The organism is Micromonospora sp. DT62 (assembly GCF_049847285.1).
GTDB lineage: Bacteria > Actinomycetota > Actinomycetes > Mycobacteriales > Micromonosporaceae > Micromonospora > Micromonospora reichwaldensis.
In genome coordinates this window covers 255,181-278,158 of sequence record NZ_JBNCOB010000001.1, presented here as the reverse complement: position 1 = coordinate 278,158, position 22,978 = coordinate 255,181, and the positions used below count along the sequence as shown (strand labels likewise).

The window sequence follows — 22,978 nt, the reverse complement described above, 5'->3', positions numbered from 1 at the left end:
GGGGGGGGGGGGGTGTGGGGGGGGGGGGGGGGGGGGGGGGGCCCCGCGGGCCCGGGCCCGGGGGGCCCTTTTTTTCCCCGGGCGCGGCCCCGGGGGCCCCACACCCCGTCGGTGCCCACTCTCGCGTCCGTCCGTCGGGCTCCTCCCGGAGATCTTGGTACGAAACGGCCCCTCCAGGGGCCCTCCCGTACCAAGATCTCCACCGGTGCCTCGGTGACCCGGTGTCCGGGGCGGCCCCGGTGACCCCAGTTACCGGACTCACTCTCAAGTGACTCATGTGACCCGGCTTATCCGGTTAGCCCCGGTGAGCACGTAAGCCGGGTGGCCGTGAGCCGGATGAGCCGGGTGACAGCCGAATGAGCCGGGTGAGCCGTGGACCCGGGTGTGACCGGGTGTCCGGTTTCGTGGTGGCTGTCCGGTGCGGCTTGAGCCGGTGAGTCGTCAGTGGTTGGCGTGACGGTGCCGGGTGTGCGGTTTGTGGGTGTGACCGGGGGCATCGTGGGGGCGGAATCGTGGCCGGGGCGGGGTCGTTACACCCTGCGTACGACCGAGCAAGGCCACCCCGCCAGGGCACGCCGCCCGATGGGATGGCGGGCCCGGGGCCCCGGAATGATGGCGGGCCGGCGGTGGTTACACATGGTCCGGCCGACGTGAGGGCGTCCCCCCGCCCCGCGCGACAGCCCGGCCCTCGCTGGATCCCCCTGAGTTCGCATGAGCGCCGACGGTGCTTGCACCCGCGTGAAGCCGATCCCCCTCGGTGTGCGGGTGCCAACCCCCGAATGGAGCGTTTCTGATGAACACGATCATGCGTAAGAGCGTTCTCGGTATCGCTGGTCTCGCGTTCGCCGGTGGCGTGGCCGCCGGTCCGATGACCGACACCGCCCACACCAGTGCCCCGTCCGTGGACGCCACGGCGGTCGCGGTGGCCGTGCAGGCCGACAAGCCGTCGGTCGACAAGGCCACGCTGATCCCGCACGGTGTGCAGGGCGCCCAGTCGCACGTCGACCTGTCCGACGAGCAGGTCGCCAACGTCAAGGCGATCATCGCCGCGACGAAGAAGGCCGGCATGGACGAGCGCGCCGCGGTGGTGTCGATCGCGACCGCGTTGCAGGAGTCGAAGCTGGAGAACCTGGGTCACCTGGGTGACCGCAACGACCACGACTCGCAGGGCCTGTTCCAGCAGCGTCCGTCCAGTGGGTGGGGCACGGTCGAGCAGATCACCGACCCCGAGTACTCCACGACGGCGTTCCTCAAGGGCCTCAAGCAGGTCGACGGGTGGCAGGACATGCCGCTGACCAAGGCCGCCCAGACGGTGCAGGTGTCGGCCTACCCCGACCACTACGCCCAGTGGGAGCAGCAGGCCGCCGACCTGGTGGCCGAGCACTGGAACAGCTGACAGCACTAGCCGACCGCCGCTGGCCGGCACCCGCAACCGGGGTGCCGGCCAGCGGCGTCTGTGGCGGGTGGACCCCGTCAGCGGGGAGTCGTGGCGTGGACCCGGATGATCACGACGGTGGCGTTGTCGTCGCCGCCGGCCTCCAGGGTGCCGTGGAGCAGGTCGCGCACCGCCTCCTCGGGTCGCGGTGCCGCCAGGAGTTCCCGCATCAGGTGATAGTCGACCTGGTCGCTGACGCCGTCGGTGCAGAGCAGCCAGACGTCGCCGGGGCGCAGTGACACCGCGAGCAGGTCCGCCTCCGGCTCGTCCGGGTGGCCGGCGTAGCGGGTGAGCTGGTAGCGGGCGCGATCGGCGGCGGGGGAGCCGACCGGGTACCAGCCGTGCAGTACGCCCAGCCAGGCCGCCGTGTGGTCGACGGTGAGGAGTTCCAGCAGGCCGTCGCGCAGGCGGTAGGCGCGGGAGTCGCCGAGCTGGACGAGCCAGCCCTGCCCGCCGTCGGGCTCCACGAGCAGGGCGGTCAGGGTGCAGCCGGTCAGCTCCGCCAACTGCGCGCCCGCGGCGCGTACGGCTGACTGGACGCGGGCCGCGGCGGCGCGCAACTGGCGGGCGTCGACCGCGGGCCAGGTGGCCCGGACCTGCGCGACGAGGGTGCCCATGGCCGTCGTGCCGGCCCGGCGGCTGCCCTCGCCGGCGCCCATGCCGTCGACCACCGCGGCGAAGGGCAGGGCGGGGTCGACGTGCAGCACGTCGAAGTTGGCCGGGTAGCGGTTGCCGACCACGCTGCCGCCGGCGAACTCCAGCGTCATCTCGCCGAGCGGGAGACGCTGCACGTCACCGGGCACGGTGACCTCGGCGCGGCGGCCGGCGGAGGAGGGGCACCGGCGGATCGTACTGGGGATCCCCGGCGCAGGTGGTCCGGGTCGCCCCGTTCGCGGGCACTCAGTCGAGACAGAACTCGTTGCCCTCGACGTCCTGCATCACGAGGCACGACTCGTCGTAGCCGTCGGCGGTCAGTAGTCGCACGCGCACCGCGCCGAGCGCGACCAGTCGTGCGCATTCGGCCTCAAGCGCGGCCACGCGCTCTGCGCCCACGAGCCCGGTGCCGACCCGTACGTCGAGATGCAGCCGATTCTTGACGACCTTGCCTTCGGGAACGCGCTGGAAGAACAGTCGCGGGCCCACCCCCGAGGGATCGCCGCACGCGAACGCGGATCCCTGGCGCTCAGGCGGCAGCGCGCGGTCGAAGTCGTCCCAGGTGGCGTACCCCTCCGGTGGCGGCGGTACGACGTATCCCAACGCCTCGCACCAGAAACGAGCGACGCGCTCAGGTTCTGCGCAGTCGAAGGTGACCTGGACCTGCTTGACCGACGCCATCGATCCACCATAGAGGCGGGGTCTTCCGTCGTCTCCCCGGTTTCGCTGCGGACCCACGCCTGGCAGCCGGCGGCTCGGACGAAGGTGTCAACATGGGTTGACACGGTGGCGATGTCAACGTAAGTTGACGACATGAGTCAGGCAACGGAACTCGCGGCGGCAGCCGGCAGCACCGACCCCCGGGTCGGGCTGCGCGCCGTCCGCGCGCTGCGCCGGTTGCTCGAACGGCTCGAGGTGGTCCAGGTGGACAACGCCCGTCGACAGGGCTGGTCCTGGCAGGAGATCGCCGACGAGCTCGAGGTCAGCCGGCAGGCGGTCCACAAGAAGCACGCCGGTCGTCCGGCGGTCGGATCTTCCTGGGAGGCGTGATGTTCGAACGGTTCACCGACCGGGCCCGCACGGTCGTGCGGTACGCCCGGGACGAGGCCCGGACCGAGGGCGAGCGGCCCGTCGGGACCGAGCACCTGCTGCTCGCCCTGCTCTCCGACGGCGACAACCTCGCCGCCCGGGTGCTCGCCGAGGCCGGCCTCCGCGCCGACGACCTGCGGGCCCGCGTCCGCCAGCACACCGTGCGGGGAGCCACCGGCCTCGCCGACGCCGACGCCGCGGCCCTGCACGAGATCGGCATCGACCTGGCCGCCATCGTGGCCCGGATCGAGGAGTCCTTCGGCCCGGACGCGCTGCGCGAGGCCGCGCCGGCGCCGCGCCGCCGCTGGGGTCGCCGGCGGTACGCGGGCGGCCCCTTCTCCCCGCGCGCCAAGAAGGTGCTGGAGCTGTCCCTGCGGGAGGCGTTGCGACTGCGCCACCGCCACATCGGCACTGAGCACATCCTGCTCGGCGTGCTCCGCGAGGGCCACGGGCTGGGCGCACGGGTGCTCACCGAGGCCGGCGCTGACCTCGACGACCTGCGCCGTCGCGTCGAGACCGCCCTCCGCACCCCCGCCTGACCAAACCCCCACCCCACTTCCGGCCCGGCCCACCCACGGCCCGGTGATCGTGAGGTTGGCGAGGATGTCGATCTCAAGCGCCGCCGTCGACCTCATGATCGGCCGGTCGACGGCGGGCCGCCAGCGGGGTGGGGAGGTGGGGGGACGGTCGGGGCGGGCGCAAACGCGTTTGCGCTGCGCGTAACATCACCGCGCCGCCGGGTCGCTGCCGTGCCGGATGTGCTGCACACTGGCGCCGTGGACCCTCGACAGGACAAGCGACGCGCGGCACCCGACGGCGGTGGCCTGCGCTCCGCCGTGGTGGTCAACCCGGTGAAGGTGGCCGACCTCGACGAACTGCGTCAGACGGTCCACGACGCCCTCGCCGCGGCCGGCTGGCCCGAGCCGCTGTGGTTCGAGACCACGGTCGAGGACCCGGGCCGCGGCCAGACGCAGGAGGCGGTCGAGGCCGGCGTGGACGTCGTCTTCGCGTGCGGCGGCGACGGCACCGTGATGGCCTGCGTCAGCGGCCTGGTCGGCACCGAGGTGGCGCTTGCCGTGCTGCCCCAGGGCACCGGCAACCTGCTCGCGGCCAACCTGGGCCTCTCGGGTGACCTGGCCGCCGGGCTGGAGGTCGCCGTCGAGCGTGGCCGCCGGCTGCTCGACGTCGGCGCGGTCGAGGACCACTACTTCACGGTGATGGCCGGCATGGGCTTCGACGCCCAGATGCTCGCCGACACCTCGGAGACCACCAAGAAGCGGATCGGCTGGCCGGCGTACGTCGTGGGGGCCGCCCGGCACCTGCGCGACCGGCCGATGCGGGTCTCCATCCGCATCGACGACCAGCAGCCGATCCGCCGCCGGGCCCGCTCCGTCCTCGTCGCCAACGTCGGTCGCCTCCAGGGCGGGGTGCGGCTGCTCACCGACGCCGAACCGGACGACGGCTACCTCGACGTCGCGGTGCTCACCCCGCGTACGCTGCGGCAATGGCTGGCGCTCGGCTGGGCGGTCGTACGCCGGCAGGACCGCGTCCCCCGCATGGAGGTCTTCAAGGCCAGGCGGGTGGAGATCACCAGCAACCGGGCCCAGCCCCGGGAGCTCGACGGCGATCTCATCGAGCCGGGTCGCACCCTGAAGGCCGAGATCCGGCGGCGGGCGCTGTGGCTCTGCGTACCGCAGCCGGCACAGGATCCCGACCTGACCGAGGACGCGCAGGCGGCCGCCGAGCGTGGTGAGCAGCTGATCGAGGAAGCCCGCCGTGAGTAGCACCCGGATCGTGCCGGAGACCCGGCTGATGTCCGACGAGGAACTCAACGCCGACGACGCCTGGCACACACTGCGCCGGCAGGGCGGCTGGCACCTGCTGCGCGACGCGTTCATCCGGTTCCGCTACGGCGACGGGTTCAGCCACTCGCGCGCCTTCGCGCTGCAACTCTGCCTCGCCGTGGTGCCGTTCCTGATCGCGCTGACCGGCCTGATCAGCGAACTCGGCGTCGAGGAGGGCGGCCGGGTGGTCGCCGACACCGTCCTGGCCCTCACCCCCGGGGCGAGCGAACCGATGGTGGCCGAGCTGCTCGGCGAGGGGGACCGCACCGAACGCGCCGGGGAGCTGGCGCTCGGCCTCGGCATGCTCACCGGCCTGGTCGCGCTGACCACCACCATGGCCCAGATCGAGCGCGGCGCCAACCGGATCTACGGCGTGGAACGGGACCGGCCCGCGCTGTGGAAGTACGTCCGCGCGAGCGTCCTCGCCCTCACCGCCGGCGTGCCGGCGCTCACCGGGTTCCTGATCCTCGTCGGCGGCGGCCCGATGGGCGACTCGGTGCAGCGCCACTACGCGTGGGGCGAGCTCGCCAACGGCATCTGGAACGTGGTGCGCTGGCCGCTCAGCCTGGGCCTGACCGTCCTCGCCGTCGCGGTGATCTTCCGGCACGCCCCCCGCCGCAAGCAGCCGGGCCTGTCCTGGCTCTTCTTCGGCGCCGGCATCGCCACCGCGCTGTGGTGGCTGGCCAGCCTGCTGCTCGCCGCGTACGTGCGGTTCAGCGGCGGGTTCGGCCAGACGTACGGGGCGCTGACCGGGATGATGGCGTTGCTGCTCTGGGCCAACCTGACCGGCATGGCGCTCTTCGGTGGACTCTCCTTCGCCGCCCAGCTGGAGGCGCTGCGCATCGGGGTGCGCGAGCCCGCCCAGCCCGACCTCTGGGAGCCCGAGGCCGAGCGCCAGGAGATCCACGACACCGGCGAGATGAGCTCCCTCTAGCTCCGCATCGGACATCCCTCGGTGTACGCGGAGCGCCGATCGGGTAATGCGGCACGCCAGAAGCGAGAGGGAGGCTGCCGTGGGCGCGGTCAAAGAGGCGTTGCGACGACCCTTGGGTCACTTCACCGAACGGACCCTTGCCGGCCTGGCGATCGTGCTCGGCGCCGGGGTCGGTTTCGGGGTGCTCCTCGTCCTGGTCCGGACCCGGTGGTCCCCGCTCTACGACGTCGACCACGGCATGGCCGCCTGGCTCAACGACCTGGTCGCCCCGCACGGGCCGCTGGTGACCGTGCTCAACGCGCTCACCGACCTCGGTGGACGGGCGGTCATCATCTGGCTGGTGTCGGTCGCCGTGGTCGGGCTGCTGATCCGCAAGCAGGGTCGGCTCGCGGTGTTCCTGATCGTCACCGGCGTCGGCGCGCTCGTCCTCGACCCGGCGCTCAAGACGCTGGTGGACCGGTTGCGCCCCGAGGTGGACGTGCCCATCGGCACGTACGCCGGGGACAGCTTCCCCAGCGGACACGCGCTCGGCTCGATGGTCGCGTACGGGGCGCTGCTGCTGGTCTTCCTGCCGGCCATGTCGCGCCGCTGGCGTAAGCCCGCGATCGCCCTGGTCGCCCTCGTCGTCTTCCTCATCGGACTGACCCGGATCGCGTTGGGCGTGCACTTCGTCTCGGACGTGCTGGGGGCCTGGCTGCTCGGCGCCGCCTGGCTCGGCGTCACCGCGTACGCCTTCCGGCTCTGGCGGTTGGAGCGCGGCCGGCCGGTCCCGGCGTTGACCGACGGGCTGGAGCCGGAGGCCGCGCACGACGTGGCGCCCGCCCCCGACGAGGCGCACCTGCTGCCGCACCCCCGGGCCGCCGTGTTCGAGCTGATCGTCGGCTGGGTGCTGATCCTCGGCGCGCTCTACGGCTTCGGCATGTTCGTCAGCTACCACGCCGGCGGCACCTTCTTCGCCACCCTGGACACGGACGTGCCGAGGTGGTTCGCCGAGCACCGCACCCCCGGCCGGGACGACTTCAGCTACTGGTGGAGCAAGGTCGGCGACACCCACGCCATCCTGCTCATCTCGCTGGTCTTCTGCCCGATCGTGCTGGCCGTGTGGCGGCGTTGGCGGCCGGTGCTCTTCGTGGCACTGACCATGTTCGGCGAGCTGAGCCTCTTCCTCGCCTCCGCCGCCGCGGTCGACCGGCCGCGCCCGCCCGTCGGCAACCTCGACGGACCGATGCCGACCTCCTCCTTCCCGTCCGGCCACATCGCCGCCACGCTCTGCGTCTGGGTGGCGATCGCGGTGATCGTCTTTCCGCGTACCGACCGGTGGTGGCGGTGGGTCTTCGTGGCGCTGGCGGTCGTGATGCCGGCCGGCGTGGCCATCAGCCGGATGTACCGGGGGATGCACCACCCCACCGACTTCATGGGCGCGATCATCCTCACCACCCTCTGGATCGGGCTGCTCTACTGGGTGATCCGCCCCAACGAGGACGTGCGCGAGGGCAACCGGCCCAGCATCGAGTCCGAGGACGTGCACACCCTCGACGACGAGCTGGCCAAGGCCGGTCGGACGGACTGACGCCGCCGATGCTGCGGGCGATGACCTGGAACATCCGGACCGGCGGACGGGACTCCGGCGGCGCCGACCGCCGGGACCTGCTGGTCCGGGTCGTCGCCGACCAGCGGCCGGACGTGCTGGCGTTGCAGGAACTGCGGCACTTCGACTCCGGCACCGTGCTCGCCGACTTCGCGGGCCGGGTGGGGATGCGACCCCACCTGGCCCGTTCCTGCTTCGGCCAGCCGGTGGCGGTGCTGCTGCGCCCGCCGCTGCGCGCCCTCGCCGCGACCCGGGTACGCCGGCCGTTCCACCATGCCGCGCAGCGGGTCACCGTGGCGACCACCGCCGGCCCGCTGACCGTGCTGAGCGTGCACCTGGACCCGTATTCGGGGCTGCGGCGGCGCGTCGAGGCGGGCTGGGCCGCCGCCGCGCTGCGCCGCGCGCCGGGGGAGCTGGCGCTGCTGGCCGGCGACCTCAACACCCTCGACCCGGTCGCCGAGCACACCGACCGCATCGCCCGGCTCCCGGCCGCGTACCGCCGCCGTCACCTGCGCCGGGACGGGCGGACGGTGGAGACCCGCGCGGTGGCCCGGCTGCTCGCCGCCGGCCTGGTCGATCTGTACGCGACGGCGGGGGCGCCCGACGGCGGGCTGACCGCGCCCACCCGGCACGGCGGCGGGGCGGAGTTCTCCGGCATGCGGCTGGACTACCTGTTCGGTACGGCGGCGCTCGCCGGCCGGGTGCGCGACTGCCGGGTGCTGCGGGGCGGCGAGACCGAGTACGCCTCCGACCACTATCCGGTCGTGACGGACCTGGACCTCGACCCCGCCTGACCGCCCTGCCCTCGCGTGCCCGCCCGGCCTGGCCGCTCTGCCCGCGCCTGACCGCCCGGTCTGGCCGTTCTGCCCTTGCGTGCCCGCCCGGCCCGACCGCTCTGCCCGCGCCTGCCCGCCCAGCTCGCCCTCACCGCCCGCCCCGTCCGATCGCCCGCCCCGCCCGGCCTGGCCGGGCGACCCCGGTCCGTCCCCGAGGGCCGGGGAGGCGGCGCGTTGCCGGTGCTGACTACCGTGAGCCGGTGATCGACTCGCCGAGCGCGGACCCGGGGAACGCCGGGTCCCCACCCACCCCGCTGCTGGTCGCCGTCGTCCGGGGAATCGCGCTGGTCGTGGTGGTGCCCGTCCGGCTGGCCTGGGAGGTGGTCGCCGCCGTCGGCCGGTGGCTGCACCGCTGGCTGCTCGCGCCGCTCGGTCGGTTCCTGGACCGCTGGCTGTTGCGCCCGCTGGGCTGGCTGCTGCGGATCCTGGTGTGGGTGCCGCTGAGCTGGCTCGGCCGTGGGCTGGCCTGGCTGCTGCGCTGGCTGGGCCTCGGCCTGTCCTGGCTGCTGCGCACGCTGGTCTGGGTGCCGTTGGTCTGGCTCGCCCGGGGCTTGGCCTGGCTGGCCCGGACGGTGGTGTGGATACCGCTGGCCTGGCTGGCGTACCACCTGATCTGGGTGCCGCTGCGCTGGCTGGCCCGGCTCCTCGCGCCGCTCGGACGCCTGCTGGCGGCGGGGCTCGTGGCGCTCGGCCGGTGGCTGGTGGCGGGGCTCGCGGCGGTCGGGCGGTGGTTGGCGGCGGTGGGGCGGGTGCTGCTCGGCGCGCTCGGCTGGGCGTGGTGGGCCGCCGGCCGGCTGCTCTGGTGGTGCTACGCGCTCACGCTGCGGCCCTTCGTGCTCGGGGCGGGCTGGCTGTGGCGGCACGCCGTCCGCCCGGTGGGCCGGGCGGTGGCCGCCGCGTGGCGGGCGACCGTGTCGCCGGCCATCCGCTGGGTGCGCCGCGCCGTCATGGACCCGGTTCGCCAGGCGACCCGTGAGGCGCTGACCGCCCTCGGCCTGCGCGGCTGACCCGCGGACGCCGCGACGACGGCGGAGGGCACCCGATCAGCGGTGCCCGACGCGCGCTGCCCGAAGCGCGGTGCCCGAAGCGGGGTGCCCGGGAGAGATCTTGGCAAGAAACGGCCCCTCCAGGGGCACTTCCCTACCAAGATCTCGAAGCCGAAGCCGAAGCCGAAGCCGAAGCCGAAGCCGAAGCCGAAGCCGAAGCCGAAGCCGAAGCGGGAGCCAGAGTCGGAGCCAGCGGGAGCCGGAGCGGGAATCGAGTCCGAGCCGAGCCGAGCCGAGCCGAACCCGGCAGGGTTACAGGAGCAGGTTGAGCACCACGGTCAGGACGACCGAGGCGACGATCGAGAAGAGGATCATCAGCAGGCAGCCCAGGCCACCGCCGGCCGGACGGATCTCCGTGTTGCCGATACGCATGTCGTCACCTGTTCGTGAGTGTGGGGGACAGCAGGGCGCGGACCGCGCCGGCGACCTGCGCCGGTGCGGTGGTCACGACGTTGTGCGCGGCGCCCGGCACGGTGACCGTACGGGCGTGTGGCACCAGCCGGCCCACCTGCGCGCGCCAGGCTGGCGGCACGACCGGGTCCCGGGAGCCGGCCACCACCAGGGTGGGCGCGGCGATGCGGACCAGGTCCGCCTCGATGCCGTTGCGCACCGAGTGCGACAGCGTCGCGTGGACCCGCCAGGGGCGGGCGTCGAGGACGTCCCGGAGCAGGATCGGCGCCTGCAACGGCGCCTCCCGCAGGGTGTCCACCAGCCAGCGCCCGAACTGTCCCCGCCGGGACCGGGCGGCCGGGTCGCTGGTCGGGCCGGCGAGCACCACCGCCGCGACCGCGTCGGGGTGCCGGGCGGCGAGCGCCGCGACGACCTCCGCGCCGAACGAGTGCCCGAGCAGGCAGACGGGCGGCATCCGGTACGCGGCCAGCCAGGCGGCCAGGTGCGCGGCGTGCTCACGGACGTCGTACGCGTGGCCGGGGCGCTCGGTCAGCCCGAAGCCGGGCAGGTCGGGCGCGTACACCGGGTGGGTGTCGGCCAGCGCGAGGGCGAGCGGGGTCAGGTAGCGGTGGGACACGGCCAGCCCGTGCACCAGCACGACCGGGGTGGCGGCGGTGCCGGGGTCGCCGGCGCGGCGGGTGTGCGTACGGATGTCGTCGACCAGCCGCCACTCGCTGGTCAGCCCGGCGGCCGGCTTCGGGGCGGCCAGCGCGAGGCGCAGCTCCGCCGGACCGAAGCGGCCCGGCGGGGTCACCCGGGGACGCCGGACCGGTGCCGCCCTCACAGCTCGCGCAGCCTCGGCAGGAGCTGCTCCTGCGCCCAGTCCAGGAACATCGGCTGCGTCTCGCCGCCCACCTGCACGATTGCGACGTGGGTGAAGCCGGCGTCGACGAACGTGCGGAACGCCTCGACGTGCCGGTCCACGTCGGGCCCGCAGGAGATCCCCTCGGCCACGTCCTCCTCGCGGACGAACTGGGTGGCGGCGGCGAACGACTCCGGTCCGGGCAGGTCGGCGTTGACCTTCCAGCCCATCCCGAACCAGCGGAACTGGTCGTGCACGATCTTGCGGCACTCCGCCTCGTCCGGGCCGTAGCAGATGGCCACCTGCCCGTAGCGGGGCTGCCCGGCGCCGCCGGCCTCGTCGTACATCTCGATGATGTGCGGGTCCGGTTCGGTCGTGACGAGGCCGTTGCCGTACTCGGCGGCGAGGGTGACCGACTGGCGGCCGGAGGCGGCGACGGCCATCGGCACCGGGCGGGCCGGCCGGTCCCACACGTAGGCGTCGGGTACGTCGTAGTGGTTGCCCGAGAAGGTCAGCGTCTCCCCGTTGAGCAGGGGCCGGATGATCTGGAGGGCCTCCTCGAACATCTCGTGCCGCTGCTGCACGTGCGGCCAGCCGCCCACCACGTGCTCGTTGAGGTTCTCGCCCGCGCCGAGGCCGAGGGTGAACCGGCCGTCCGAGAGCACCCCGATCGTGCTGGCCTTCTGCGCCACGACCGCCGGGTGGTAGCGGCGGATCGGGCAGGTGACGAAGGACATCAGCTCCGCCCGGCTGGTGGCGTGCGCGACCGCGCCGAGCACCGACCAGGCGTACGGGGAGTGGCCCTGGGACTCCAGCCAGGGGTAGTAGTGGTCGGAGATGACGAGCTGGTCGAAGCCGGCCGCCTCCGCCCGCACCGCGTGGTCGACCAGTTGCTTGGGACCGGCCTGCTCGCACATCAGGGTGTAGCCGACGTTGACCATGGGTGTCTCCTTCCGACCCGGGCGGATCATCCCCGGATACCCCTGCCAGGTCGGGTCAACCCTCGCGTCCGGTGCCGGCGGTCCGCTGCTTAACCGGTTCATTGCGTGACCGGCCCGACCGGCCTACGCTGATCCCTGCGCCGCCGGGAGCCGGGCGGCGGCTGTCGGGCTGCAGCCGCCATCCCCTGTGACGTCCCACCCCCACCTGGGCAGCGGGGGTCCTCCCTTTGAGGAAGGCCATGAAGAAGAGACTCTCCGCCGCCGGTGCGGCAGTGCTCGCGTTGCTGGTCGCCGTGTTGGCGTTCGGTCAGCCCGCGCGGGCCGCGACCGGCTTCTCCGTCGCCGACGGCAAGCTCTACGACGCCAACGGCAGCGAGTTCGTCATGCGTGGCGTGAACCACGCGCACACCTGGTACCAGCAGCAGACCAGCTCCTTCGCCAACATCAAGGCGCTGGGCGCGAACACCGTGCGGGTGGTGCTCGCCAGCGGCCAGCGGTGGGCCAAGAACGACACCGCCGACGTCGCCAACGTCATCTCGCTGTGCAAGGCCAACCGGCTGATCTGCGTGCTGGAGGTGCACGACACCACCGGCTACGGCGAGCAGAGCGGGGCGGCCACCCTGGCTCAGGCGGTCGACTACTGGCTCAGCGTCTCCAGCGCCCTCGCCGGCCAGGAGAAGTACGTCATCGTCAACATCGGCAACGAGCCGTACGGCAACCAGGGCTACGGCACCTGGGCGACCGACACCGCCAACGCCATCAAGCGCCTGCGTACGGGCGGCCTGACGCACACCATCATGGTCGACGCCCCCAACTGGGGTCAGGACTGGTCGTTCACCATGCGCGACAACGCGGCGTCGGTGTTCGCCGCCGACCCGCAGAAGAACACCGTCTTCTCCATCCACATGTACGGCGTCTTCGACACCGCCGCCGAGATCAGCGACTACCTCGGCCGGTTCCGCGCCGCCAAGCTGCCGATCGTGGTCGGCGAGTTCGGCTTCGACCACTCCGACGGCAACCCCGACGAGGACACGATCCTCTCCTACAGCCAGGCCAACGGGATCGGTTACCTGGGCTGGTCGTGGAGCGGCAACGGCGGTGGCGTCGAGTACCTCGACATGGTCACCAACTTCAACCCCGCCGCGCTGAGCACCTGGGGCCAGCGCATCTTCAACGGGGCGAACGGGATCAAGGCCACCGCCCGGGAGGCGACGGTCTACGCCAGCACCCCGCCACCGACCTCCCCGCCGCCGACGACGCCCCCGCCCACCACTCCGCCACCCACGACGCCCCCGCCGACGCCCCCGCCGCCGGGCGGCTGCACGGCGACGTACACGGTGACCAACCAGTGGCAGGGTGGCTTCCAGGGTGAGGTGAAGGTGACCGCCGGCTCGGCGGCGATCACCGGCTGGACGACGAAGTGGACGTTCGCCAACGGCCAGACCGTCAGCCAGTCCTGGAACGCCGCCCTGAGCAGCAGCGGATCGGCCGTCACGGCCCGCAACACCGACTGGAACGGCCGGCTGGGCGCCGGAGCCAGCACCAGCTTCGGCTTCATCGCCAGCTGGAACGGCACCAACGCCACGCCCGCGGTGACCTGCACCGTGAGCTGACAACTCACGTCCCACCGGTGGCCGGGCCCGCAGGGGGCCCGGCCACCGCTCGTGTCGCCCGTCGAAACGTCGCAACTCCGCCGCGCCCCCGACCGCGCCCGCGATCTTGCGCGTTGTGCTGTGGAAATACGAGGAAGGCCCTGTTTGCCGGGACGGAAATTGCAAGATCGCGGACCGAAGGGCTGGGCAGGGCAAGGGCTGGGCGGAGCTGCCCCATCTGTGCGGGCAGCTCGACAGTGTCCGCGCGAGCATGCCCCACGTCGCGTCGGGGCCCGTCAGGCTTCGGGCGCCCCGGTGGCCAGCCGGGCGGCGCGCATCGTCAGGTACCGCTGCTCGGGCACGCTCGTGGTCAGGTCGGCGGCGGCCCGGTACGCGGCCACCGCCCGCTCCCGGTCGCCGGCCATCTCGTGCAGGTGCGCGCGGGCGGCGGGCAGCCGGTGGTGCCCGGCGATCCGGGGGTCGGCGTCCAGCGCCGCCAACGCGGCCAGGCCGGCGGCCGGGCCGTGCACCATGGCGGTCGCCACCGCGCGGTTGAGGGAGACGACGGGACTGCCGGAGGCACGTTCCAGCACCTCGTACAGGGCGAGGATCTGCGGCCAGTCGGTCTCGGCGGTGCTGGGTGCCTCGTCGTGCAGCGCGGCGATGGCCGCCTGGAGCTGGTATGGCCCGACCGGCCCGCGGGGCAGCGCCCAGGTGACCAGGGCGACCCCCTCGTCGATGGCCGCGACGTCCCACCGGCTGCGGTCCTGGTCGGCCAGGGAGATCAGCTCACCCGAGGGCCCGGTGCGTGCGGCGGCGCGGGCGTCGGTGAGCAGCATCAACGCGAGCAGCCCGGCGACCTCGGTGTCGTCGGGCAGGAGCGCGCGCAGGGCCCGGGTCAGCCGGATCGCCTCCTCCGACAGGTCCACCCGGCGCAGGTCGTCGCCCAGGCTGGCGGTGTGCCCCTCGGTGAAGATCAGGTAGAGCACGTGCCGCACGGCGGCCAGCCGGGCCTCCCGGTCGGCGGGCTCGGGCATCCCGAATGGGACGCCCGAGGCGCGGATGCGCTGCTTGGCGCGGCTGATCCGCTGGGCCATGGTGGCCTCGGGCACGAGGAAGGCGCGACTGATCTCGGCCGTGGTCAGGCCGCCGACGGCGCGCAGGGTCAGCGCGATCGCCGACGCCGGCGTGAGCGTCGGGTGGCAGCAGAGGAAGAGCAGCGTCAGGGTGTCGTCCCGGTCGGCGGTCAGCTCCTCGTCCGGCGGCGGCGCGGCGCGTCGGTCGTCCGGCTCGCGGCGGGCAACGAGGTCCTCACGCCGCCGCCGGGCCGTCTCGCCGCGGATTAGTTCGATCATCCGCCGGTACGCGACCTGGATCAGCCAGCCGCGCGGGTTGCCGGGCGTCCCCTCGACCGGCCACTGGGTGGCGGCCGCCAGCAGCGCCTCCTGCACGGCGTCCTCGGCGGTGGTGAAGTCGCCGAAGCGGCGGGTGAGCACGCCGAGGACCTGCGGCGCCAGCTCGCGCAGCAGGTCCTCGACGGATGGGTCGACGGCGGCCAGTCGTCACATCTCCTGCGGCGGCGCCGACATCACGGGGCGCACCTCGATCGGCATGTTCAGCGGCCGACCGCCGGGGCCGGGCGCGGTGGAGATGTGCGCGGCGAGCGCGACGGCCCGCTCGGGGCTGTCGCAGTCGACGATCCAGAAGCCGGCGAGGAACTCCTTGGTCTCGGCGAACGGCCCCTCGGTGACCACGGGGGTCCCACCGGCGCCCGCTCGGACGATCTTCGCCTGGGCCGGAGCGGCGAGCCCTTCGGCGCCGACCAGTTCGCCGTCGGCGATCAGCTTCCCGTTGACCTCGCCCATGAACGCCACGTGCGCCCGGATCTCCTCGGGCGTCCACGTCTCGATCGGGGGGAAGTCCGTGCCGGCGGCGCTGAACTGCATGAGCAACATGTACTTCACGTCTGGCTCCTCACGACTGCGCACCATCATCGGTGCTCTCACCCGTCGGTAGAAGCCGGCACCCCGGTTCTCGACACCCCACCGGAGATTCCCCGGGAAATCTGCCCGCCCCTCAGTCGACGGCGGTGACCTCCAGCAGCAGGGTCTGCTCGGGATGCAGCGCGGGCATCTGGAGCCCGACGGTCGCCAGCACCGCGCCGCCGAGGGTCACGCCGCCGTCGGCCAGCCAACCCGGGGCGGCCCGCTGGATCGTGGCGGGCTCCGGCACTCCGGCGGCGGGCCGCACCGCGTACCGTCGGTCAGGGTCCAGGCCGGGGAGCCGGACCGGTCCGGGCGCCTGGGTCACCGAGGTGGCCAGCTGGGCCACGGCGTACAGCGCCTGGGAACCGTCGTGGGCGACGACGCCGTGCGCCCAGACGGCCGGGTCGGGATGGTCGACCCGGACCACCCGGCCGGCGTGCAGCAGCGGGCGGAGCCGCTTGTGCAGCGCGACCCAGGCGGCCAGTTCGCCGCGCTGTGCCGCGTCGATCGCGCCGATGTCCCACTCGATGCCGTGGTGGCCGAAGAGCGTGGTCGCCGCCCGGAAACCCAGGTCGTGCACGCGGTGGGTGGTGTGCGAGCGCTCCGGCCCGATGTGGCTGCCGACCAGCTCGGGCGGGAGCAGCAGCCCCGTCCAGCGCTGGATGGCCAGCCGCTCCAGGGCGTCGTTGCAGTCGCTGGCCCAGACCCGGTCGGTGCGTCGCAGGATCTCCAGGTCCACCCGGGCACCCCCGGACGCGCAGCTCTCGATCTCCACGCCCGGGTGGCGGCGGCGCAGCTCGTCCAGGAGCCGATACGCCGCGAGGGTCTGCCCGTGCACGCCGGGGCGGCCCTGGTGCCCCGCCTCGGTCAGGTCCCGGTTGTGGTCCCACTTGAGGTAGCCGATGCCGGGATACGCGGTGAGCAAAGCGTCCAGCCGTTCCAGCAGGTACGCGTACGTCGGGGGGTGGGCCAGGTCGAGCACCTGCTGGTGCCGCCAGGCGGGCGGCAGCCGGCCCGGCACCGACAGCACCCACTCCGGGTGGGCCCGGAACACCCCGGAGTCGGGGTTGACCATCTCCGGTTCCACCCAGAGCCCGAACTGCATCCCGTGCCCGCGTACGTGGTCGATGAGCGGGTGCAGGCTGTCCGGCCAGACGGTGTCGTCGACGTACCAGTCGCCGAGGCCGGCGCGGTCGTGGCGGCGGCCCCGGAACCAGCCGTCGTCGAGCACGAACCGTTCCACCCCGACCTCTGCGGCATGGTTGGCCAGGGCGCGCAGCCGGTCCAGGTCGTGGTCGAAGTAGACGGCCTCCCAGACGTTGAGGGTGACCGGGCGGGGCGTGGCCGGATGCTGCGGCCGGGCGCGCAGGTGGGTGTGCAGGACGTCGCTGAGTCCGTCCAGCCCGTCGGCGGAGAAGACCGCGTACAGCAGCGGGGTGGCGTACTCCCCGCCGGGACCGAGCACCACCTCGCCGGGGGTGAGCAGCTCGCCGCCGCCGAGGGTGGACTCGCCCGTCGGCCGCCGCTCGGCGACGGTCACGTGGTCGCCGCTCCACGCGGTGTGCACCGCCCACACCTCGCCGTGGCCGAACCCGAACCCGGCCGTGCCGGCGACCAGCAGCAGGGTGGCGTCGTGCCCGGTGCGGCCGTGCCGGCCCTCGCGTACCCAGGCGCCCATCGGCCACGGGTGCCGCTGCGGGGACCGCTCCCGGCACCACCGGCCGGTCAGGTCGAGCAGTTCGGTGGCGACCGCCGGCACCGGCAGGACCGGCGTCAGCTCCCGCAGCTCGTACGCCGTGTCGCCGTCGTTGCGCAGCCGGTGCCGCAGCAGCACCAGGCCGGTCGGGTCGAGTTCGATCTCGACGGTCAGCGACAGCCCGGCCCCGCCGTCGGCCGCTCGGACGGTGACCCGGGCGGAGCCGGTGCCGTCGTCGGCGACGTCGAGACCGGTGAGCCGGAAGGCGGTGGACCAGTCCCGGCGCTCGCGGTGCCCGGCGAGCGCCGGCCGGCCGCCCCAGCCGGCGGACGCCTCGGGCAGCAGGGACAGCACCGTCGGCGCGTCGAAGCTGCTCGGTACGACCGGCGCGACGGTGGCGTCGACCAGGGCGGGCAGGTCGCCGTCGGGGACGGGGCCGAGGTCGGTCCCCCAGTGCGCGACCCGTGGCAGCCCCGGGTCGCGCGCGTCGAGCACCAGGCTGGTCCGGGCGCGGCGTAGGTGGACGATGGTCATCCCTTCGACGCTCCCAGGGTCAGGCCCCGGACGAACTGCCGCTGGAGCAGGAAGAACACCACCAGGGTCGGGATGGCGACCAGCACCGAGCCGGCCGAGACGAGGTTGTTGTCGGTGAAGAACTCGCCGCGCAGGTTGTTCAGCGAGCTGGTGACCGGGAACTTGTCCCCGGTACGCATGAGCACGGTGGCCCAGAAGAACTCGTTGTAGATCCAGGTCACCTCCAGGGTGGCCAGCGCGGCCAGGGCCGGCCGGCACAGCGGCATGGTCACCTGCCAGTACTGCCGCCAGACGCTCGCCCCGTCGACCATCGCCGCCTCGTAGAGGTCGCGCGGCAGCGCCTTCATGTAGTTGCTGAGCACGAAGACGCAGAAGCCGCACTGGAAGGCGACGTTGACCAGGATCAGCCCCCAGTAGCTGTCGTAGAGCAGCTCCGAGTCGCTCATGAACGCCGGCAGCGGCACCTGCGTGAAGAGCCGGAACAGCGGGATGAGCAGGGCCTGCTGGGGCAGCAGGTTCGCCGCGGTGAACAGGCCGAGCAGGACGATGTTGGTCTTCCAGCTGAACCGGGCGATGACGAACGCCACGCACGAGGCGAGGAAGAGGGTCAGCAGCACCGCCGGCACCGTGATGTAGACGGAGTTGAGGAAGTGCTTGCCGAACTCGGCGGTCCGCCAGGCGGTGACGTAGTTGTCGAGGGTCCACCCGCCGAGCGAGACGTAGCCGTTGGTGGCCGTGTACTCGTAGGAGCGCAGCGAGGTCAGCACGGCCCAGAGGATCGGGAAGAGCCAACCGATCGCCACCGCCGCGAGGAACACGTGCAGCACCACCCGGGCCGGGCGCGGCGGCGGGCGGCGTTCGGGCGCGGGGGCGGTCCGGTCCTCCCGGGGCACGGTCGCGGTGCTCATCGGCGTCCCTCCCGCAGCACGGTCGCCAGGTAGACGGTGATGAAGACCAGCGAGACGACCAGCATGATGGTGGCCAGCGCCGAGCCGAAGCCGATCCGGCTCGCCTCGCCCACCACGTTCTGGGTGACCAGCGCCGAGATCAGTTCAAGGCCGTTGCGGCCCTTGTTGATGACCCAGACCAGGTCGAACGCGCGCAGCGACTCGATCACCGTCACCACCAGCACGATGATGTTGATGGGCCGCAGGACCGGGAAGATCACCTTGAAGAACGTCCGGCCCTCCGACGCGCCGTCCACCGCGGCGGCCTCCCGCAGCGACGGGTCGACGCCCTTCAGCCCGGCCAGGTAGAGCAGCATGATGTAGCCGACGTGCCGCCAGCCGGCCGCCACCAGCACGGCCCAGATGTTGACGTCCGGGTCGCCGTACCAGTCGACGTCGGTGCCGAGGACGGCGTTGACCAGGCCCTGGTCGCGGGAGTAGAGCAGCTGCCAGACGAAGCCGATCAGCGCCAGGGAGAGCACCACCGGCAGGTAGAGCGCCGTCTGGTAGAAGCGGGTGCCGCGCAACTCCTTTTCGAGCAGGACGGCCAGGAACATGCCGAACGGGGTGGCCACCACGAACAGCGCCGCCAGCCAGAGCAGGTTGTTCTGCACGGCCGGCACGAACGGCGGGTAGTTCTGGACCACGTCGGCGTAGTTGCGGCCGCCGACCCACTCGATCTCGGAGACCGGGCCGATGCCGTCCCAGTCGGTGCCGGAGAGCAGCACGGTGGCGCCCGCCGGCAGCCAGACCAGGCCGACGACGAGCAGCAGCGGTACGGCCACCATGAGCGCGACGACCACGCGGTCGGTGCGGGACAGCAGCCGTACGCGCCGGCGGCGACCACCCGTGGAGGTGGTCGCGGCCGGCGGCGGCGCGGCGCGATCCGCTTGGATCAGGGGCAGGTCGGACACGGTGCCCTCACCCTCTCGCCGTCAGTCGGTGAAGATCGACTTCTTCTGGTTCTCGATGCTCGACGTCAGCCCGTCGATGTCCTTCGGGTCCTTGATGAACTGCTGGAGCGCCGGGATGATCACCGTGGAGGCGAAGTCCGGGCGGGTGTCGCGGTCCAGGAACTGGGCGATCTCGGTGGCCGAGCCGACCAGCTCGGCGGCCTTCTTCTGCAGGGCGCTGTAGCCGCTGGTGTCGGCCTCGCTGTTGGCGACCAGCGTGCTCGGGTCGCTCTTGACGGTGGTGTCCGCGGCCGCCTTCGAACCGACGTACTCCAGCAGCTTCCTGGCGTTGGCCTCCTGCTTCGGCTTGCGGGCCAGCATGTAGCCGTCGATGGGCGCGTCCAGGGCCTTGGCGCCGATCGCCGGGTCGATCTCGGGGAAGGTGAAGAAGTCGAGATCGGCCAGGTCGGCGCCGTCGAACTGCTGGCCGACGAAGAGGCCGAGCAGGTACATGCCGCTCTTCTTCTGCTGCAACGACTGGGCGGCCTCCTGCCAGGTCCGGCCGAGGCTGTCGGGCTGGTGCAGGGGCAGCAGGCCGCGCCAGGTGTCGAAGACCTTCTTCACCTTGTCGGAGGTCCAGGACTCCTTGCCGGCCATCAGGTCGATGTGGAACTGGTAGCCGTTGATCCGCAGGTTGAGGATGTCGAAGGTGCCCATCGCCGGCCAGCCGTCCTTGTCGGCGAAGGCGATCGGGGTGAGCCCGTCCTTCTTCATCTCCCCGGCGAGCGCGGTCAGGTCGTCGAGGGTCTTCGGCACCTGGTAGCCGTTCTGCTGCCAGACCGACTTGCGGTAGAAGACGGCCCACGGGTAGTACGACGACGGCACGAAGTACTGCTTGCCGTCGTCGCCGGTCGACGCCTTACGGAAGGCGTCGGACATCCCGGAGAGCTTGCCCCAGACGTCGCTGAGGTCGCCGGCGAGGCCCCGGGCGGCGAAGAAGCGCATCCGGTAGCCGGCGAACCACATGAACACGTCGTCCGGCTTGCCCTGGAGATAGTTGTTGATGTTCTCCTGGAACGTGTTGTGGTCGACCGTGTTGACGGCGACCTCGAGGCCGGACGAGGTCCGGAAGCCGTCCATGACCTTCGCGACCACCTCCTTGGGCTTCGGGTCGGACTGGTTGGAGCCCAGCGACACCGTCTTGGCGCCGGAGCCGCCGGAGTCGGAACCGCAGCCGGCGAGCAGGCCCGTGCCGAGCAGCGCGGTGGTGCCGGCCGCGCCGGCCAGCAGCGAACGACGGTTGAGGCCGGCCACAGAGGGGGGTACGAGCCGGGCGAGGTATTCGGCTCGGGTGCGGGGACGGGACATGGTGCCTCCTGCGGATGAAGAGGTGCCCGAGGGCCGTCGGTGGCGGTGTCCCGGCAACCGTGAACACACACCCGGATCCATCGCGAATCCACATTGGCGAACACGAATTGCCAGTGGCGCCTCAAGCTACTCGTCCTCCGGACGGTGTCAAGGGGGCGGCAAACTCCCGACAACCCGGTCGTGACAAGGCCGTTGGGAGGTAAACGTTGTAAAGATGATCGATGTTGGAACGTGTTGACTTGGCTGCCTCGGCCGGGCACGCTCTGCATCCATGCGGCGATGGCAGGGTGACGACATCTGGTTCGGTGCCGACTACAACCCCGAGCAGTGGCCCGAGTCCACCTGGGCCGAGGACGTCGCGCTGATGCGCCGGGCCGGGGTCAACCTGGTGTCGGTGGGGATCTTCTCCTGGGCGCTGCTGGAGCCCGCCCCCGGCGCGTACGAGTTCGGCTGGCTGGACCGGGCGATCGACGTGCTGCACGGCGGCGGGATCTCGGTCGACCTGGCCACCGCCACCGCCAGCCCGCCCCCGTGGCTGGCCCACCGGCACCCGGAGACGCTGCCCCGGCGCGCCGACGGCGCGATCCTCTGGCCGGGCGGCCGGCAGGCGTACTGCCCCAGCTCGCCCGTGTTCCGCGAGCGGTCGCTGGCCCTGGTCGAGGCCCTCGCCACCCGGTACGCCGACCACCCCGCCGTGGTCATGTGGCACGTCTCCAACGAGCTGGGCTGCCACAACGTGCACTGCTACTGCGACGTCAGCGCCGAGGCGTTCCGCCGCTGGCTGCGCGAGCGCTACGGCGACCTGGACGGGCTCAACGACGCCTGGGGCACCGCCTTCTGGAGCCAGCGCTACGGCGACTGGGCCGAGATCAACCCGCCGCGCACCGCACCGACCTTCGCCAACCCCACCCAGCAACTGGACTTCCTGCGCTTCTCCTCCGACGAGCAGCGCGCCCAACTGCGCGCCGAGCGCGAGGTGCTCACGCGCCTGGTCCGCCAGCCGGTCACCACGAACTTCATGATCGGCACCGGCATCAAGTACCTCGACTACCACTCCTGGGCGTCCGACGTGGACGTCGTCGCCAACGACCACTACCTCACCGCCGCCGACCCGCGCGCCCACGTCGGGCTCGCCCTCGCCGCCGACCACACCCGGGGCGTCGCCGGCGGCGACCCGTGGCTGCTGATGGAGCACTCCACCAGCGCCGTCAACTGGCAGCCGCGCAACGTCGCCAAGGCCCCCGGCCAGTTGCGCCGCAACAGCCTGGCGCACGTGGCGCGCGGCGCCGACGGGGTGCTCTTCTTCCAGTGGCGGGCCTCCCGCGCCGGGGCGGAGAAGTTCCACTCCGCGCTGCTGCCGCACGCCGGCCCGGAGACCAAGGTGTTCCGCGAGGTGTGCCGCCTCGGCGCGGACCTGCGGGCCCTCGCCGAGGTGCGCGGCAGCCGCGTCGACGCCGAGGTGGCGATCCTGTTCGACTACGAGGCGTGGTGGGGCGCCGAGCTCGACTCGCACCCCACCGTCGACGTCACGTACGCCGACCGCCTCGGCGCGCTGCACGACGCGCTGTGGCGGGCCGGGATCACCGCCGACGTCGTGCACCCGTCGGCCGACCTGTCCCGCTACCGGCTGGTGCTGGTGCCCACCCTCTACCTGGTGCGCGACGCGCACGCCGCGGCGCTGCGCGCGTACGTCGAGGCCGGCGGGACCGCCCTGGTCACGTACTTCAGCGGCATCGTCGACGAGCACGACCACATCCGCCTCGGCGGCTACCCGGGGGCGTTCCGGGAACTGCTGGGCGTCCGCGTCGAGGAGTTCTTCCCGCTGCGGGCGGGGGAGCGGGTCACCCTCGACGACGGCTCGGTCGCCGACGTGTGGACGGAGTGGCTGCATCCCGAGGGCGCGCAGGTGCTCGCCGCGTACGCCGACGGGCCCCTGCCGGGCGTGCCGGCGCTGACCCGGCACCCGGTCGGCGCGGGCGCGGCCTGGTACGTCGGCACCCGGCTGGACCCGGCGGCGACGGACCGGCTGATGGCCCGGCTGGTGGCCGAGTCGGGGGTACGCCCGGCGGCGCGGGTCCCCGCCGAGGTGGAGGTGGTCCGGCGCCGCGCCGGCGACCGCACCTGGCTCTTCGTCATCAACCACACCGGCGCCGACGCCCGGCTCGACGCCACCGGCGTGGAACTGCTGACCGGCGCGCGCTGCTCCGGCGACCTGGTCGTGCCGGCCGGCGAGGTGGCCGTCATCCGCGAGACGCCGGCCGCCGCCGCCACCCGCACGTCCGCCGACCCGGCCCGCTCGTCCGACGACCCGGCGGCCCGCTCGTCCGCGGCGTGACAGCGCGAA

20 protein-coding genes are annotated in these 22,978 nt (G+C 72.9%); 10 read left to right on the top strand and 10 right to left on the bottom strand.

Translation table 11 applies throughout. The features are described from left to right. The first annotated feature begins 793 nt into the window (after nt 1-793). Entirely contained in the window at nt 794-1,396 is a 603-nt protein-coding gene (locus ACPXCB_RS01225; RefSeq protein ID WP_425871366.1) for a hypothetical protein, read from the top strand. 77 nt (nt 1,397-1,473) lie between these two features. On the opposite strand, the gene ACPXCB_RS01220 is transcribed toward ACPXCB_RS01225, so the two are convergent. Both ACPXCB_RS01220 and ACPXCB_RS01215 read right to left on the bottom strand, forming a co-directional pair. After that, complete coding sequence (locus ACPXCB_RS01220; protein WP_425871364.1) at nt 1,474-2,226, bottom strand: PP2C family protein-serine/threonine phosphatase; 753 nt, start codon at nt 2,224-2,226, stop codon at nt 1,474-1,476. A 109-nt stretch (nt 2,227-2,335) separates the two neighbouring features. Next, on the bottom strand, nt 2,336-2,770 hold the full coding sequence (locus tag ACPXCB_RS01215) for a VOC family protein (RefSeq protein ID WP_425871362.1): 435 nt from the start codon (nt 2,768-2,770) through the stop codon (nt 2,336-2,338). Nucleotides 2,771-2,902: 132 nt separating this feature from the next. Here ACPXCB_RS01215 and ACPXCB_RS01210 point away from each other — a divergent pair, with 132 nt between their 5' ends. The 7 genes from ACPXCB_RS01210 (at nt 2,903) to ACPXCB_RS01180 (ending at nt 9,387) form a co-directional block, all read left to right on the top strand. After that, nucleotides 2,903-3,139, top strand: a complete 237-nt coding sequence (locus ACPXCB_RS01210; RefSeq protein WP_089001290.1) for an HTH domain-containing protein — start codon at nt 2,903-2,905, stop codon at nt 3,137-3,139. Beyond that, nucleotides 3,139-3,717, top strand: a complete 579-nt coding sequence (locus ACPXCB_RS01205) for a Clp protease N-terminal domain-containing protein (protein ID WP_425871360.1) — start codon at nt 3,139-3,141, stop codon at nt 3,715-3,717. The genes ACPXCB_RS01210 and ACPXCB_RS01205 overlap by 1 nt, the downstream gene beginning before the upstream one ends. A 237-nt stretch (nt 3,718-3,954) precedes the next feature. Beyond that, nucleotides 3,955-4,962: a diacylglycerol/lipid kinase family protein gene (locus ACPXCB_RS01200; RefSeq protein ID WP_425871358.1), complete on the top strand. Its 1,008-nt coding sequence runs from the start codon at nt 3,955-3,957 to the stop codon at nt 4,960-4,962. After that, nucleotides 4,955-5,956 carry a YihY/virulence factor BrkB family protein gene (locus tag ACPXCB_RS01195; RefSeq protein ID WP_425871357.1) on the top strand — a complete coding sequence of 334 codons (1,002 nt, stop codon included), beginning with the start codon at nt 4,955-4,957 and terminating at the stop codon, nt 5,954-5,956. The genes ACPXCB_RS01200 and ACPXCB_RS01195 overlap by 8 nt, the downstream gene beginning before the upstream one ends. 79 nt (nt 5,957-6,035) lie before the next feature. Further along, nucleotides 6,036-7,526 (top strand): phosphatase PAP2 family protein, encoded by a 1,491-nt coding sequence (locus ACPXCB_RS01190; RefSeq protein WP_425871356.1) that lies wholly within the window; start codon nt 6,036-6,038, stop codon nt 7,524-7,526. Between the two features lie 8 nt (nt 7,527-7,534). Then, nucleotides 7,535-8,338, top strand: coding sequence for an endonuclease/exonuclease/phosphatase family protein (locus tag ACPXCB_RS01185; RefSeq protein ID WP_425871354.1), 804 nt, complete (start codon nt 7,535-7,537; stop codon nt 8,336-8,338). 242 nt (nt 8,339-8,580) lie between these two features. Beyond that, nucleotides 8,581-9,387 (top strand): hypothetical protein, encoded by an 807-nt coding sequence (locus tag ACPXCB_RS01180; RefSeq protein ID WP_425871352.1) that lies wholly within the window; start codon nt 8,581-8,583, stop codon nt 9,385-9,387. Between the two features lie 415 nt (nt 9,388-9,802). Here ACPXCB_RS01180 and ACPXCB_RS01175 read toward each other — a convergent pair whose 3' ends face one another. Further along, nucleotides 9,803-10,630, bottom strand: a complete 828-nt coding sequence (locus ACPXCB_RS01175) for an alpha/beta fold hydrolase (protein ID WP_425871351.1) — start codon at nt 10,628-10,630, stop codon at nt 9,803-9,805. Between the two features lie 26 nt (nt 10,631-10,656). Next, on the bottom strand, nt 10,657-11,619 hold the full coding sequence (locus tag ACPXCB_RS01170; RefSeq protein ID WP_425871349.1) for a TIGR03557 family F420-dependent LLM class oxidoreductase: 963 nt from the start codon (nt 11,617-11,619) through the stop codon (nt 10,657-10,659). 239 nt (nt 11,620-11,858) lie between these two features. On the opposite strand from ACPXCB_RS01170, the gene ACPXCB_RS01165 reads away from it, so the two are divergent. After that, nucleotides 11,859-13,232 carry a cellulase family glycosylhydrolase gene (locus tag ACPXCB_RS01165; RefSeq protein WP_425871348.1) on the top strand — a complete coding sequence of 458 codons (1,374 nt, stop codon included), beginning with the start codon at nt 11,859-11,861 and terminating at the stop codon, nt 13,230-13,232. Nucleotides 13,233-13,507: 275 nt separating this feature from the next. Here the strand turns inward: ACPXCB_RS01165 and ACPXCB_RS01160 are convergent, their stop codons facing one another. The 6 genes from ACPXCB_RS01160 to ACPXCB_RS01135 all read right to left on the bottom strand — a co-directional run bounded on the left by ACPXCB_RS01160 (nt 13,508) and on the right by ACPXCB_RS01135 (nt 20,634). Beyond that, on the bottom strand, nt 13,508-14,770 hold the full coding sequence (locus ACPXCB_RS01160) for an RNA polymerase sigma factor (protein WP_425872109.1): 1,263 nt from the start codon (nt 14,768-14,770) through the stop codon (nt 13,508-13,510). 3 nt (nt 14,771-14,773) lie between these two features. Next, nucleotides 14,774-15,166: a YciI family protein gene (locus ACPXCB_RS01155; protein ID WP_425872107.1), complete on the bottom strand. Its 393-nt coding sequence runs from the start codon at nt 15,164-15,166 to the stop codon at nt 14,774-14,776. Between the two features lie 121 nt (nt 15,167-15,287). Beyond that, on the bottom strand, nt 15,288-17,426 hold the full coding sequence (locus ACPXCB_RS01150) for an alpha-galactosidase (protein ID WP_425871347.1): 2,139 nt from the start codon (nt 17,424-17,426) through the stop codon (nt 15,288-15,290). Further along, a complete protein-coding gene (locus ACPXCB_RS01145; RefSeq protein WP_425871344.1) occupies nt 17,423-18,334 on the bottom strand; it encodes a carbohydrate ABC transporter permease in 912 nt (303 codons plus the stop codon). Before ACPXCB_RS01145 ends, ACPXCB_RS01150 begins: the two co-directional genes overlap by 4 nt. Next, complete coding sequence (locus tag ACPXCB_RS01140; protein WP_425871342.1) at nt 18,331-19,287, bottom strand: carbohydrate ABC transporter permease; 957 nt, start codon at nt 19,285-19,287, stop codon at nt 18,331-18,333. The genes ACPXCB_RS01145 and ACPXCB_RS01140 overlap by 4 nt, the downstream gene beginning before the upstream one ends. Before the next feature lie 21 nt (nt 19,288-19,308). Continuing rightward, entirely contained in the window at nt 19,309-20,634 is a 1,326-nt protein-coding gene (locus tag ACPXCB_RS01135) for an ABC transporter substrate-binding protein (RefSeq protein WP_425871340.1), read from the bottom strand. A gap of 271 nt (nt 20,635-20,905) precedes the next feature. Between ACPXCB_RS01135 and ACPXCB_RS01130 the strand changes: the two genes are divergently transcribed. Next, nucleotides 20,906-22,969, top strand: coding sequence for a beta-galactosidase (locus ACPXCB_RS01130; RefSeq protein ID WP_425871338.1), 2,064 nt, complete (start codon nt 20,906-20,908; stop codon nt 22,967-22,969). Nucleotides 22,970-22,978: the final 9 nt, after the last annotated feature.